We start from the raw sequence: 13,779 nt of genomic DNA on the forward strand, positions 1-13,779 counted from the left end.
TTAGAGTTAAACAAATCTGTTCTTAGATAAGCCAGTCATACTTGGTTATTTTCAATATTTGAAAATATTATTTACACCTCAATTAGCTAGGGATAATTAGCAATGAAATAATTAGTTCATCATTTCATTATTTGAGTTGGAAGCTTTTGTTTCAATTTTTTCCTGAGGTTAGATTTCCCTACCTAGCAATGAAACTAGAGAAAAATTTTGATTTTAACTGAGTATTAGTTTTAGCGATTGTATGGTTATTACCTTAAAAAATAAAGCCCAAAAAAAGATACCTGAAAATTTGCTTTCAGGTATCTTTTTAATTATCTGGCTGATCTTTTATTCAGAACCGGTCGTGTTTGCTGCAGCAGTAGTTGCTTCACTGTTTGCAGAAGAAGCTTCACTGCTTTGAGTAGCCTGAGTAGCCGCCTGTTCTTGACTAGTATTTTGATCATCATCTTGGTCGTCTGTCTCCTCCCCGTCACTGTCAGCATCATCAGCTGATGATGCTGAGGTTACTGGGGCAGCACCATATCTGCTGTTTGAACCAGAAGAACCATTTAAGTAAAGATAACCGCCGCTGCGGTAGAGCCCGTCAGGCATCACCCAGTCAGAGCTGCCTGAGCTGGACAGATAAGACATCATCGCCCGATAAACTTGAGTTGCTATTTTAAGACTGTCTCCGTAAACAGGTCTCAGCCGGTCTTTGTAGCCGGTCCAAACCGCCATCGAATACTGCGTCGTATAGCCGACAAAGTTTTCATCGGGAGCAATAGTGCCCAGTCCGTATGGATTGATGCCATACTTTTCAGCCATTTCAGTTAGTTCATGATCATCGTAGTTGGATGTTCCTGTTTTACCAGCTTGGTAAAGGCCGGGAATGGCTGCCTCAGTACCTGTACCGTAAGTCAATACAGTCTTGAGCATGTCTGTCATCATGTAGGCAGTTGTTTCTTTCATCGCCCGGCTGCCTTTAGCGTCATAGGTTTCTGATGTACCGTCGCTAAATTCTATTTTATTGACATATTGAGGTTGGTAGTAGGTTCCGCCATTGGCAAAGGCAGCGAAGGCTGCAGCCATTTTTTCACTGCTGGCTCCGTATTTTTGGTCGGAGCTGCTTGTATTACTTGAGATAGCGTTTGAATAACGCATTTCCGGATAATCAATTCCAAGACCGTTTAAGAAGGCCTTAGCAGTGTCTAATCCCGCAGCATCAAGAGCTCTTACAGCTGGAACGTTACGGGATTGCTGGATAGCGGTTTGGATGGTCATCCAGCCGTTATAGCGGCGATCCCAGTCATAAACCTGAGTGGTTGTTCCTGGATAGTAGTAGACGGAGTCATTGAGCATTTGCGCCGTTGTGGTAAAGGCTTCACTCTCCAAGGCTGGACCGTAAGCAGAGATAGGTTTCATGGTTGATCCCCAGTCGCGGTCTGTCAGGACGGCTTGGTTGGTACCAAAGGAAACTTTTGTGTCCTGATTGCGTCCGCCAAGCTGAGCGATAACTTTACCAGTAGTAACATCCATAACAGTTGAGGCAACTTGGAAATCAGCATCCGGATAAGCAACAAATTGATCTGTATTATAAATATTCCAAAGGTACTGCTGAGCTTCAGCGTTGACATTTGTATAGACTTTCATGCCGGCTGAGAAGATATCCTGACCGGTACGTTTCTTGACTTCAGCAATGACTTGCTTCAGGTAATTATCCATGTATTTTGGATAGCTGGATGTACGCTTGAGTTCCTGCAGACCATCTGAAATTGGCGTAGCTACTGCCTTATCGTATTCAGACTTAGTGATCTTTTTATGTTTATACATTTGAGACAAAACAGTGTTTCGTCTGCTGGTCGCTGCTTTTGGCTGAGCATAAGGATCATACTGGGTCGGTGCCTGCGGAATTCCGGCCAAGGTTGCCAGCTGAGCGATAGAGAGCTCTTTAAGATCTTTTCCATAGTAAGATTTGGCAGCTGTACGCATCCCATAGTTGCCATTTCCCATATAAACCTTGTTGATATAGAAAGTTAAAATTTCTTCTTTGGTATACTTTCTTTCCATTTGCAGCGACAACCAAACTTCCTGCGATTTACGCTTTAACGTTTGATCTGATGCTTTGGTAGAGAAATACGCCAGTTTGATTAACTGCTGGTCAAGTGTTGACCCCCCTTGGGTCGATTTACTGACCAAGTTGTTCCAAGCAGCACCTATAATCCGATAGATATCAACCCCGCGGTGTTTGAAAAAGCGATGGTCTTCAATGGAAGTTATAGCATTGACCAAGTTGATAGGAATATTGTCAGATGAGATGCTCTCGCGCTTTTCAGCTCCCAAATCGGCAATCAGATTGTTGTTGCTGTCATAAACCAGACTGGAATTGGTTGCCTTAAGCTTAGCCTCAGAAAGTTTTGGCGTACTGCTGACATAGTAGGTAAAGAGGAGGCCTCCGATAATGATAGCTAAAATAACGGCGCTTAGAATAATACCAAGTCCATATTTTAAAACTTTTAATCCAAAACGTTTATCGAATTTAACGTCTTTAAAACTGGATTTATTAAATTTGAGATTTTTTAACTTGGATTTGTCAAATTTTAATTTATGTTTAATTTTAATCACCGCCTAAAATATTTTTTTCAAGAACATCTAAATAAGGAACTTGAGGAAATGCAGACTCATTGACCTGATAACCATTTTTTTTGATATAATCAAGTGGCATAGACTTCCCGCCCTTATCAATTTGATAAAAGCGAATCAGGTGGGAAGCAGGAAGCAAATAGGTCTCTCTAAGTGTTGAAAAATGCAGTAAGACAAAACAGATACCCTTTTGGTCTAAAACTTGCGACATATGCTTAATCTGATGAGCATGAAAATTTTTCATGGGTATCGATGTCTTATGTCTCGTTTCTTTTGCCTCGAAATCTATATAGTATCCCTTATAAACTCCTGAATAATCTGTTGTTGATGCCTGTCTGAAATAGGCTTCGACAATTTTAGCACGACTCCTTCTAGGATAATCTACCCTTACAATTTGAACAGGTGTCGGTTTCTTATGGATAACAGCAATCTGCTGGGACAAATAATAATCATTTGTCGCATTGATAGCTGCTTCAAAGGACATACCACGATTGGCAAAATCAGTTGTTTTAGCCGTTTGGACAGGCCTGCTTTGTTTACGAATTAAATGATGCGGATAGTTGACCATGGTTCTCCTAACTCTGCAATAAAGTAAAACATAACATAAAGCATATACTATTATACCATAAAATTAAAAAGGACAACAGTTTATGAGTACAATTCTTATCACTGGCTACAAAAGTTTTGAATTAGGAATTTTTAAAGATAAGGATCCTAAAATAGCAGTTATTAAAAAAGCTATCAAGCGCGATCTCCTTTGTTTTCTGGATGAAGGGGCAGAATGGTTTGTTTTTCTGGGGAATCTGGGCTTTGAATACTGGGCACTGGAGGTCGCCTTAGACCTGCAGCAAACATACGATGTTCAATTAGCAACTATTTTTCTCTTTAAGAATCACGGTGAAAATTGGAATGAAAGCAATCAGGAAAAGCTGTCGGCATTTAAACAGACAGATTTTGTCAAATATGTTTATGATAGCTATCAAAATCCTAGTCAGCTAAAGAAATACAACCAATTTTTACTGAATAATACAGATGGTGCTTATTTATTTTATGATGAGGACAAAGAAACGAGTCTTAAATATTTGTATCAACTGGTGAAGTCCAAGGATGATTATTGGCTGAAAGGTCTGACTTTTGAAGAATTAAATGATATGGCACAGGATTTAGATTAGAATTTGTACATAAAAGACTTGATTTTTAAATTAATTTTCTGTATGATTATGAATGATAGTGTAGGCTAGTTCTACACATAATGATATGTTTGGAGAGACGAACGAATGGCAAGTATTATGTACACCCCTAAAGATATTTTTGAACAAGAATTTAAGTCTAGCATGCGAGGCTATGACAAAAAAGAAGTTGATGAATTTCTCGATGATATTATCAAGGATTATGAAACATATATATCAACCATCGAGGAGCTCCGTCAGGAAAATGCTCGTTTGAAGGAAGAGATGAAGCAGGTTAAAAAACGTCCAGAGCCTGTTCAGCCGTCAGCGGTATCAGCTTCTGCTGTAGGTTCCAGCCATGCAGCGACAACGGCAACGAATTTTGATATTCTAAAGCGCATCAGCCGGCTGGAAAAGGAAGTTTTCGGTAAGCAAATTACCGAATAAAGAAGGGAAAACTGTGCAATTTTTGGATAATCGCGTGATAATATTTTATCATGAGGAAAGTCCATGCTAGCACTGGCTGTGATGCCGGTAGTGTTTGTGCCAGGCGAACAAATAAGCCTGGGGATGTGTTTTGCACATTACGGCGGATAAAATTGCTAAGTCTTCGGATAGGTGAGAGTCATCCTGAAAGTGCCACAGTGACGTAGCTTTTATGGAAACATAAAAGGTGGAACGCGGTAAACCCCTCAAGCTAGCAACCCAAACTTTGGTAGGGGCATGGAAGAGCCGGAAACAGAACGGTCTTTTCTGACTGCATAGCAGTAGACAGATGATTATCGAAGAAGGTGAGACCTAGTCATCTTTGGAACAAAACATGGCTTATAGAAAATTGCATAATAGGTGAGCTAGCGGTTTGCTAGCTTTTATTGTCATTTAGTGAGGAATTATGAAAAAATCTTTTGATTTAGCAGCGACAGCGGCAGCAGGAATTGAAGCAGTTGTTGGCAAAGAATTAAGGCAGCTGGGTATTGACTGCCAGGTTGAAAACGGCAGAGTTCTCTTTCAGGGAGATGTCCAAACAATCATCACGGCTAATTTGTGGCTGCGCTCGGCAGACCGCGTCAAAATTTTGGTTGGAGAATTTCCGGCAAGAACCTTTGAAGAGCTTTTTCAAGGTGTCTATGCTCTTGATTGGGAAAACTACCTGCCTTTAGGCTGCCGCTTTCCCGTTGCGAAGGCTAAGTCTGTTAAATCCAAGCTGCACAATGAGCCTAGTGTTCAGAGCATCACGAAAAAGGCGGTTGTCAAAAAGATGCAAAAATATTTTCACAGGCCTGAAAATATTCCTTTAGCTGAAAATGGTCCTGAATTTAAGATAGAAGTTTCCATTTTAAAAGATAAGGCTAGAATAATGATTGATACCACAGGTTCCAGCCTTTTTAAACGCGGCTACCGCACGGAAAAAGGCGGTGCTCCCATTAAAGAAAATATGGCTGCAGCTATTCTTTTGCTAAGCAATTGGTTTCCAGATAAACCTTTTGTTGATCCGACCTGCGGTTCGGGGACTTTCTGCATTGAAGCTGCGATGATTGGTAGGAACATTGCCCCAGGCCTTAAGCGTAAGTTTGTCTTTGAGGAGTGGCCTTGGGTAGATAAAGCCTTGGTAGCCAAGGTGCGCAAAGAAGCAGATGAGCAGGCTGATTACGGGGCAGAACTTGATATTTCAGGATTTGATATTGACGGAAGGATGATTGAAACCGCTCAGAAAAATGTCAGAGAAGCCGGACTTGAAGATGTAGTCAAATTGAAACAAATGCGTCTGCAGGACTTTAAAACCGATAAAATCAACGGTGTCCTTGTCTCCAATCCTCCTTATGGGGAGAGATTGCTTGATGACAAAGCAGTGGACATTTTGTATAATGAAATGGGTAAAACTTTTGCTCCTTTAAAAACGTGGAGTCAATTTATTTTAACCAGTGATGAGAATTTTGAAGAAAAATTCGGAAGAAAAGCAGATAAAAAACGTAAACTTTACAATGGAACCTTAAAAGTTGATTTGTATCAGTTCTACGGTCAGCGTGTCAAGCGCATGCTAAAATAGAAAGGCGGAAACATTGCGTGTCCAAGGAAGAAAATAAGTCAGTAGAGAACACGGAAAATGCAGAAAAACTTGATTTTCAAGATGCCAAAGACATGACAGTCGAAGAGGCTGTACGCAAGGATTCTGAAATCAAGGCTGGTGTAAGAGAAGAAGATGGCGTGCTTGATCGCTATATTAAGCAGCACCGCGATGAAGTTGCTTCACAAAAATTTGATACTAAGAGTGATGATTTTCAGAGCATTGATACCAGTGCACTGGATAATTTCATCAAGCAGCAGCGTCAGGAATTGGCTGACACCGGTTTAATTGATCCTATAGAAGAGACTGCTACTGAGCAAGAACCGGAAGCTTCAAAAGCTGCATCCGCACCTGCTGAGGAGACTCAACCTGAGCATGAATTAGAAGATACCATTGTTGCGCCGGCTGTCAATCCTGATCAGGAAGTCTGGCATAAGGCCGAATTTGATGATGTGCCTCTGACAGATACGCAGGAACAAACAGTTCCTGCAAAAGCAGAAGAAGAGACTGTTGCACCGGCTGCTTCCACATACAGCAGAAGCAAGGCAGCATCTGATGACTTCTTTGCTGATTTTGATGAAGATGAAGATGATCATGAAGGAAAGCCGTTTTATAAGCGTAAGCGGGTCATTATTCCTTCTCTTATTATTCTTTGTTTATTGGCAGGCGGTACGGCTTATGGTGTTTACCAATTGAGCAATCCGTCTCCTAAAACCAGCAAGACAGCAAAGACATCAACATCGGCAAAGAAAAAAACAGATTTTGCCCAAATCTCGGAAACATTTGAAAAATCTTACTCAGCTTTCTTTGCAGATGCTAAGCGTGTTAAGCTGAAAAACAGCCAGTTTGCGAACATGCCTAAACTGGAAAAAACCTTAAAAAAACTTAAGGGCAGCAAGTATTATGATGAAGCTAAGAAAAAATATGACAGCCTGAAACGGGAGTTTTCAGCCATTAATGCGGTCAATGGGAAGTTTAAAACCAATGCGATTGTTGATGGTGCAAAAAAAGCGGCGACTGTTAAAGATGACGCTAATTTTGATGATATTGCAGAAAGCACATTAAACACGGGCAATGCCACCTTGGATGCGCTTTTGAAGTCAGTTATTGCTGACGGCCGTAAACAGCTGGACGCTAAGAAAAAAGCTGGCAATGCGACCTCTTCGTCTAATACGAACAGTAATGCCGCATCAAATTCGGGCAGCAGCGGACAAAATGCTCAGAACTCGGGCTCTGATTCAGCCAGTTCAGCTGCTGATAACTCCTCTAATTCGGCTGGCAATAACGCATCGAGTGCACCGGCACAGACTGCTCCAAGCAATGGTTCATCCAACGCAGCAGCTTCTGCCCCGTCAGGTGCATCTGGTCACGGTATCTCTAATTATGATGTATCGAAACTTCAGCGGGATCGCAGCCGTGTTCCTTATGATCAGTCTAAGATTGCAGACAGCAGTAATCCGGCATGGACCTTCAATGCAGGTGTTTTGGAAAAGATTGTTGCGATTTCGCAAAAACGCGGCTATATCACAGGTAATAACTATATTCTTGAAAAAGTCAATATCATCAATGGCAATGGCTATTACAATATGTTTAAGCCGGATGGAACCTATCTTTTTTCTATCAACTGTAAGACAGGTTACTTTGTAGGCAATGCTTCCGGAAATTCGGATAAATTAGATTATTAAAAAAAGCGAGGATCCATTTCACTGCAATCAGCTGCGGCATTTGGTAAACTCGCTTTTTATATCGGCAGTTTTTTCGGAATGCTGCCAAGAGAAGAAGCCTGCTGCCTGAGTTTTCAGCAATAAAAAAGCAAGATCTTAAATCTTACTGTCCCAATAGCTCAGCATATTAGTTTTCAGCAGCGGGTGGAGACAGGCTGATTGCTTTTTAGCAATTATCAGACGAGGCGGCGTTCAAAGGGGGCATCGGAAATGCCCTGCTCAAGAATAAGAGCTGACCATTCCTTAGCGGAAAAGAGGCTGTGATCCTTGTAGTTTCCGCAGGATTCAATAGTTGTTCCGGGTACATCTTCCCAAGAAGTAGCTTGAACGATTTCTTCTAAACTGGACTTGATAACTTGGGCAATTTCTGTTGTAGTGTGCCGGCCCCACATAATAAGATGAAAACCGGTGCGGCAGCCAAAGGGAGAGCAGTCAATCATACCGTCAATTCGTTCGCGGATGAGCTTAGCCAGCAAATGTTCAATCGTATGAAGGCCGGCGGTTGGAATGGCATCTGCATTGGGCTGCACCAAACGGATATCAAAGTTAGTGATCACATCGCCCTTTGGCCCCTGATCTTCTGAAATGAGGCGGACATAAGGGGCTTTTACGGCTGTATGGTCCAGTTCAAAACTTTCAACAATAACTTTTTTAGACATAATAATCTCCTTTGTCAATTTACGATAATCATATCATAAATTAGGAAATACTGCTGATAATTTTATTGTAGAAAATAATATTTTATGATAAACTATAATTTGGATTTTCTAATTGAAATCCAATAAAATTTTTGAGGTAAAACATGTTAAATATTCTTTTAGCACTTGTTTTCTCCCTCATTGGTTTGGTTATTGGTTATGTCGTTATCTCAGCCCGCTTAAAAAAGGCTAAAGAAACGGCAGAACTGACTCTTTTAAATGCAGAACAAGATGCTGTCAATGCTCGGAGCAAGGCGGAAATGGATGCCGAGCATATTAGGACAACAGCAGAACGTGAGAGTAAGGCCTATAAAAAGGAATTGCTTTTAGAAGCAAAAGAAGAGGCTAGAAAATATCGTGAAGAGATCGAACAAGAATTTAAATCTGAAAGACAAGAGCTCAAGCAAATGGAAGCACGTTTAACTGAACGTGCAAGCTCTCTTGACCGTAAAGATGAGAATTTAAGCAGTAAAGAACAGTTGCTCGATAGCAAAGAGCAAAGTCTGTCCGATAAATCTAGACATATTAATGAGCGTGAGCAGCAAGTTGAACAATTAGAACTTAAGAAAACTCAAGAGCTGGAAAGAGTAGCAGCTCTAAGTCAGGAAGAAGCGCGCGGCATTATTCTTTCTGAAACGGAAAAGAACCTGTCGCACGATATTGCTAATCGCATTAAAGAAGCCGATCGTGAAGTGAAGGATAAGGTTGATAAGACAGCTAAAAATCTATTGGCTCAGGCCATGCAGCGATTGGCAGGAGATTATGTTACAGAGCAGACAATTACGACTGTCCACCTGCCCGATGACAGTATGAAGGGACGGATTATTGGCCGTGAAGGCCGCAATATTCGTACCTTGGAGAGCCTGACAGGAATTGATATTATCATCGATGATACTCCGGAGGTCGTTGTCTTATCAGGGTTTGATCCTATTCGCAGAGAAATTGCGCGCATGACTCTGGAGGCTCTTATTCAGGATGGCCGCATTCATCCGGCTCGGATTGAAGAATTGGTTGAGAAGAACCGTTTGGAAATGGATAACCGCATCCGCGAGTATGGGGAAGCGGCTGCCTTTGAAATTGGTGCTCCAAATCTTCATCCGGATCTGATTAAATTGATGGGACGGCTGCAATTTCGTACCTCCTATGGGCAAAATGTCTTGCGCCACTCTGTTGAAGTCGGGAAATTAGCCGGACTGCTTGCAAGTGAGCTGGGTGAAAATGTTGATTTGGCCCGCCGCGCAGGCTTCCTTCATGACATTGGAAAGGCTGTTGACCGTGAGGTTGAGGGCAGCCATGTTGAAATCGGGACAGAATTTGCCCGCAAGTATAAGGAACACCCAGTTGTTATCAATACAATTGCCAGCCACCACGGCGATGTTGAACCAGAGTCAGTCATTGCTGTTCTGGTAGCTGCAGCAGATGCTCTCAGCTCTGCCCGTCCCGGTGCTCGCAATGAGTCCATGGAAAATTACATTAAGCGTCTGCGTGATCTGGAAGAGATTGCAACAAGCTTTGAAGGAGTTCAAAATAGTTATGCCCTTCAGGCTGGACGTGAAATCCGCATCATGGTAGAGCCTGCAAAACTGTCTGATGATGATGTGACCATCATGGCTCATAAAGTACGTGAAAAAATTGAAAACAATCTGGATTATCCAGGCAATATTAAGGTGACAGTTATCCGTGAATTACGCGCCATTGATTATGCCAAATAACAATGGGCTGCTGCTTTGGTATGCCCTTGCAGAGCAATTTATGCTTTTCGAAAATTAAACTCAGACGTTGTTGCCTTGATTTGATGAAGACAGTTCTATCTGCATCTGCGTCGCCTAGTTTGATTTTCATTGAGGATAAAAAAACAAAAAGGCTGGGATACAAATGTGCCCGGCCTTATTAAATAGACTTGTTTGCATTTCAATGCCAAAAACCTTCTGGAAAAAGCAGACTAACCAGGCTGAGCTCTCTTAATGGCTGCTTCTTAGTTTTGTCAGAACTGGCTGGTATTTTGACAGCGGGTACGGGCAAAATTTTCTTGATAAACAGGTGTCTTTTTGTTAAACTAGAAACAGAAACTTTAAGGAGCTAAAAATGTCTGAACGTGGTTTGCTAATCGTTTTTTCAGGACCTTCCGGTGTTGGTAAAGGGACTGTCAGGCAGAAAATTTTTTCAACCCCTGACCATCAGTTTGAATATTCGGTTTCAATGACAACGCGTCCGCAAAGGCCCGGTGAAACTGACGGTGTTGACTATTTCTTTCGGACCCGTGAGGAATTTGAGGGGCTCATCAGACAGGGCCAGATGCTGGAGTATGCGGAATACGTCGGTAATTATTACGGAACGCCTTTGGATTATGTCAATGAGACGCTTGATAGGGGAATTGATGTTTTCTTGGAAATTGAAGTTCAAGGAGCACTTCAGGTCAAGCAAAAAGTTCCGGATGGTGTGTTTATCTTTCTGACACCCCCAGATTTAGCCGAATTAAAAGATCGCCTAGTAGGCCGCGGAACGGACAGTCAGGAAGTTATTGCCCAGCGTATTGAACGTGCCAAGGAAGAAATTGCTCTCATGCGGGAATATGACTATGCTGTTGTTAATGATGAGGTTGATTTGGCCGCAGAGCGTGTTAAACATATTATCGAAACAGAGCATTACCGCGTTGAGCGCGTCATTGGACGCTATGATAAAATGATTAAAGAAGAGTTGCCCTTAAGATAAATTAGAAAAGAGAAGAAAGACCTATGATGTTAAAACCTTCGATTGATACTTTATTAGATAAAGTACCGTCAAAATATTCCCTTGTTATGCTGCAGGCTAAACGTGCCCATGAACTGGAATCCGGCGCTAATCCGACACAGGAATTTTCATCTGTGAAGCCAACTCTCCAAGCGCTTGAGGAAATTGAGGCAGGCAATGTTGTTATCCATCCTGACCCAGAAGCTAAGCGGGCGGCTATGCGTGCCAAAGCTGAAGCTGAACGTCTGGCTAAAGAAGAAGAAGAGCGTAAAATCAAGGAACAAATTGCTAAAGAAAAGGAAGAAGAAGGTGAAAAGATCTAAGGTTGGCGGCAATCTTAGATTTTTCATATTTGAGGTAGATGATGGTAAAAATTGCAGAGGTTATTGTAGATGTGCCTTTAATGCAGACGGATAAACCTTTCTCTTATAAAATTCCGGAAGAACTGTCATCGGTCCTTGTAGCAGGTTCGCGTGTTCATGTTCCTTTTGGCAGGGGAAACCGTCTTTTGCAGGGGTTTGTGGTCAATATTGCTGAAGGAGAAGATGAGCAGTTAAAGCCTTTGGCAGAAGTTTTAGACGCAGATCCGGTGCTTAATCGGGAACAGCTGCTGCTGGCAGATCAGATGCGCAAGACTGTTTTTTCTTACAAGATTTCGATTTTGAAATCAATGATTCCGAACCTTTTAAATTCGAACTACGACCGGCTCTTGAAAGCTCAGAATGGCTTGTCTCAGGCAGAACAGGCACTGATTTTTGCCGGCAGGGAACAAATTAATTTCTCGCAGTTAAGCAGAGAAGCCCAGCTGAAAAGTCTTCGCTTGATTCAAGCTGGCAAAATTGCTGTTTCCTACATTGCCCAAGATAAAAAGAACATTAAAACACAAAAGTATTATGAAGTTGATGTAGAAAAATTAACAGATTTAACTGTCAGCAAGCGGGCTAAAAAGCGGCAGGAGCTAAAAGATTACCTTCTCAGCCATCCGCAGGGGCAGATGCTTTCAGAACTGAAGCATCTTTTTTCGCGGGAAGTGATTCATTATTTTATTGCAGAGCAAATTCTTAAAATATCAGAAATAGAAGTTAACCGCAGCGCTGCTTACTTTGAAGATGTCAATCAGTCTGACTTTTTAGACTTAAATGAAGAACAGCAGTCAGCTGTTGAAACCATCACGGCTGCTATTGGGCTAGGCAGCAAGCCTTACTTGTTAGAGGGTATTACCGGCAGCGGGAAAACAGAAGTTTATCTGCATGTGATTGACAGAACCTTGAAAATGGGGAAGACGGCTATTGTTTTGGTACCGGAAATTTCGCTGACGCCTCAGATGACCAACCGTTTTATTTCCCGTTTTGGCAGTCAGGTAGCTATTATGCACTCAGGTCTTTCTGACGGTGAGAAATTTGATGAGTGGCGCAAGATCAAATCCGGTCAGGCCCGTGTTGTTGTCGGTGCGCGCTCAGCTATTTTTGCGCCTGTGGAAAATATTGGCGCCATCATTATTGATGAGGAACACGAAGCAAGCTATAAGCAGGAGTCGAATCCTCGTTACCATGCGCGTGACGTTGCCCTGCTTCGGGCTGACTATCATAAGGCTGTGCTGGTTCTGGGCAGTGCTACGCCTAGTATTGAAAGCAGGGCTCGGGCCAGCCGTGATGTTTATCAGCTTTTGAGACTGTCTAAGCGAGCCAATCCATTGGCTCAGGTACCCAAGGTTGAAATTGTTGATTTTCGTGATTTTATAGGCCAACAGGAAGTGAGCAATTTAACGCCGATACTGATTGATAAAATTAAGGATAGGCTGGCAAAGAATGAGCAAACGGTGCTTATGCTTAACCGCCGCGGTTACTCCAGTTTTATTATGTGTCGGGACTGCGGCTATGTGGATAGCTGTCCTAACTGTGACATTTCTTTGACCCTGCACATGGATACGAAAACGATGAATTGCCATTACTGCGGATTTTCTAAAAGTATCCCGCATAGCTGTCCTAACTGCCGCAGCAAGAAGATTCGCTATTATGGCACCGGAACGCAAAAAGCTTACGATGAGCTCCTTCAAGTGCTGCCGGCAGCTCGGATTTTGCGTATGGATGTTGATACAACCAGAAAAAAAGGAGCTCATGAAAAAATTCTCACGGCCTTTGGCCGAGGGGAAGCTGATATTCTGTTGGGCACTCAGATGATTGCCAAAGGCCTTGATTTTCCTAATGTTACCTTAGTGGGAGTTTTGAATGCAGATACCTCTTTAAACCTTCCTGATTTTCGCTCCAGTGAGCGGACTTTCCAGCTTTTAACTCAAGTTGCCGGCAGAGCAGGGCGGGCTGATAAGCCCGGTGACGTTTTGATTCAGACTTATAATCCTAATCATTATGCTATCCAAATGGCTAAGAATCAGGATTATGAAGCTTTTTATCGCCGGGAGATGGCTCTTCGCCGAAGTTTGGCCTATCCGCCTTATTACTTTACTGTAGGTCTGACCCTGTCGCATAAGGACGAGCAGGAAGTTATCAAAAAATCTTATGAAGTGCTGGCTCTTCTTAAGGCAGAGCTGACGGATAAGATTAAAATTTTGGGTCCCACGCCCAAGCCTGTCGCCAGAACGCATAATCTCTACCACTATCAAATTATTATTAAGTATCGCTTTGAAGAGCATCTGGAGTCTGTTTTGAACCAGATTCTGGATTTAACGCAGAAAAAAGGAAACCGCGATTTGCGTTTGATTATTGACCATGAACCGCAGAGCTTTATGTAACAAAGCTTGCAAGCTAACAATGTTA

Annotated in this window: 11 protein-coding genes and 1 other RNA gene; 9 read left to right on the top strand and 3 right to left on the bottom strand. The window is 42.2% G+C overall.

The window, feature by feature from the left end; genetic code table 11:
* Positions 1-327: 327 nt before the first annotated feature.
* Entirely contained in the window at positions 328-2,601 is a 2,274-nt protein-coding gene (pbp1a, locus tag SRA_RS00610) for a penicillin-binding protein PBP1A (RefSeq protein WP_003086412.1), read from the bottom strand.
* Entirely contained in the window at positions 2,594-3,187 is a 594-nt protein-coding gene (recU, locus tag SRA_RS00615; protein ID WP_003086413.1) for a Holliday junction resolvase RecU, read from the bottom strand. Before recU ends, pbp1a begins: the two co-directional genes overlap by 8 nt.
* A gap of 82 nt (positions 3,188-3,269) precedes the next feature.
* On the opposite strand from recU, the gene SRA_RS00620 reads away from it, so the two are divergent.
* The 5 genes from SRA_RS00620 (at position 3,270) to SRA_RS00635 (ending at position 7,538) form a co-directional block, all read left to right on the top strand.
* Positions 3,270-3,791 (top strand): SLOG family protein, encoded by a 522-nt coding sequence (locus tag SRA_RS00620; RefSeq protein WP_003086415.1) that lies wholly within the window; start codon positions 3,270-3,272, stop codon positions 3,789-3,791.
* A 105-nt stretch (positions 3,792-3,896) separates the two neighbouring features.
* Positions 3,897-4,235 carry a cell division regulator GpsB gene (gene gpsB / locus SRA_RS00625; protein WP_003086417.1) on the top strand — a complete coding sequence of 113 codons (339 nt, stop codon included), beginning with the start codon at positions 3,897-3,899 and terminating at the stop codon, positions 4,233-4,235.
* A gap of 18 nt (positions 4,236-4,253) precedes the next feature.
* Positions 4,254-4,621: RNase P RNA component class B (gene rnpB, locus SRA_RS09860), an RNA gene on the top strand.
* 59 nt (positions 4,622-4,680) lie between these two features.
* The gene (locus tag SRA_RS00630; protein ID WP_003086418.1) at positions 4,681-5,835 is read left to right on the top strand and encodes a THUMP domain-containing class I SAM-dependent RNA methyltransferase; all 1,155 of its coding nucleotides are present in this window, start codon (positions 4,681-4,683) and stop codon (positions 5,833-5,835) included.
* Between the two features lie 17 nt (positions 5,836-5,852).
* Positions 5,853-7,538 (top strand): cell division site-positioning protein MapZ family protein, encoded by a 1,686-nt coding sequence (locus tag SRA_RS00635; RefSeq protein ID WP_003086421.1) that lies wholly within the window; start codon positions 5,853-5,855, stop codon positions 7,536-7,538.
* A 215-nt stretch (positions 7,539-7,753) separates the two neighbouring features.
* Here SRA_RS00635 and SRA_RS00640 read toward each other — a convergent pair whose 3' ends face one another.
* Positions 7,754-8,236 carry an S-ribosylhomocysteine lyase gene (locus SRA_RS00640; protein ID WP_003086424.1) on the bottom strand — a complete coding sequence of 161 codons (483 nt, stop codon included), beginning with the start codon at positions 8,234-8,236 and terminating at the stop codon, positions 7,754-7,756.
* 143 nt (positions 8,237-8,379) lie between these two features.
* Between SRA_RS00640 and SRA_RS00645 the strand changes: the two genes are divergently transcribed.
* From SRA_RS00645 to SRA_RS00660, 4 genes are all read left to right on the top strand, one after another.
* Positions 8,380-9,987 (top strand): ribonuclease Y, encoded by a 1,608-nt coding sequence (locus SRA_RS00645; protein ID WP_003086425.1) that lies wholly within the window; start codon positions 8,380-8,382, stop codon positions 9,985-9,987.
* Between the two features lie 373 nt (positions 9,988-10,360).
* Positions 10,361-10,987 carry a guanylate kinase gene (gene gmk / locus SRA_RS00650; RefSeq protein ID WP_003086427.1) on the top strand — a complete coding sequence of 209 codons (627 nt, stop codon included), beginning with the start codon at positions 10,361-10,363 and terminating at the stop codon, positions 10,985-10,987.
* 23 nt (positions 10,988-11,010) lie between these two features.
* On the top strand, positions 11,011-11,328 hold the full coding sequence (gene rpoZ / locus SRA_RS00655) for a DNA-directed RNA polymerase subunit omega (protein ID WP_003091116.1): 318 nt from the start codon (positions 11,011-11,013) through the stop codon (positions 11,326-11,328).
* A gap of 41 nt (positions 11,329-11,369) precedes the next feature.
* Complete coding sequence (locus tag SRA_RS00660) at positions 11,370-13,754, top strand: primosomal protein N' (protein WP_003086430.1); 2,385 nt, start codon at positions 11,370-11,372, stop codon at positions 13,752-13,754.
* Positions 13,755-13,779 lie beyond the last annotated feature (25 nt).

The organism is Streptococcus ratti FA-1 = DSM 20564, from assembly GCF_000286075.1.
Lineage (GTDB): Bacteria > Bacillota > Bacilli > Lactobacillales > Streptococcaceae > Streptococcus > Streptococcus ratti.

Coding starts and splice junctions, on each gene's coding strand:
- SRA_RS00640 (WP_003086424.1), bottom strand. CDS start 8,236: ATGTCTAAAAAAGTTATTGTTGAAAGTTTTGAACTGGACCATACAGCC.
- gpsB (WP_003086417.1), top strand. CDS start 3,897: ATGGCAAGTATTATGTACACCCCTAAAGATATTTTTGAACAAGAATTT.
- SRA_RS00645 (WP_003086425.1), top strand. CDS start 8,380: ATGTTAAATATTCTTTTAGCACTTGTTTTCTCCCTCATTGGTTTGGTT.
- SRA_RS00630 (WP_003086418.1), top strand. CDS start 4,681: ATGAAAAAATCTTTTGATTTAGCAGCGACAGCGGCAGCAGGAATTGAA.
- SRA_RS00660 (WP_003086430.1), top strand. CDS start 11,370: ATGGTAAAAATTGCAGAGGTTATTGTAGATGTGCCTTTAATGCAGACG.
- rpoZ (WP_003091116.1), top strand. CDS start 11,011: ATGATGTTAAAACCTTCGATTGATACTTTATTAGATAAAGTACCGTCA.
- gmk (WP_003086427.1), top strand. CDS start 10,361: ATGTCTGAACGTGGTTTGCTAATCGTTTTTTCAGGACCTTCCGGTGTT.
- SRA_RS00620 (WP_003086415.1), top strand. CDS start 3,270: ATGAGTACAATTCTTATCACTGGCTACAAAAGTTTTGAATTAGGAATT.
- recU (WP_003086413.1), bottom strand. CDS start 3,187: ATGGTCAACTATCCGCATCATTTAATTCGTAAACAAAGCAGGCCTGTC.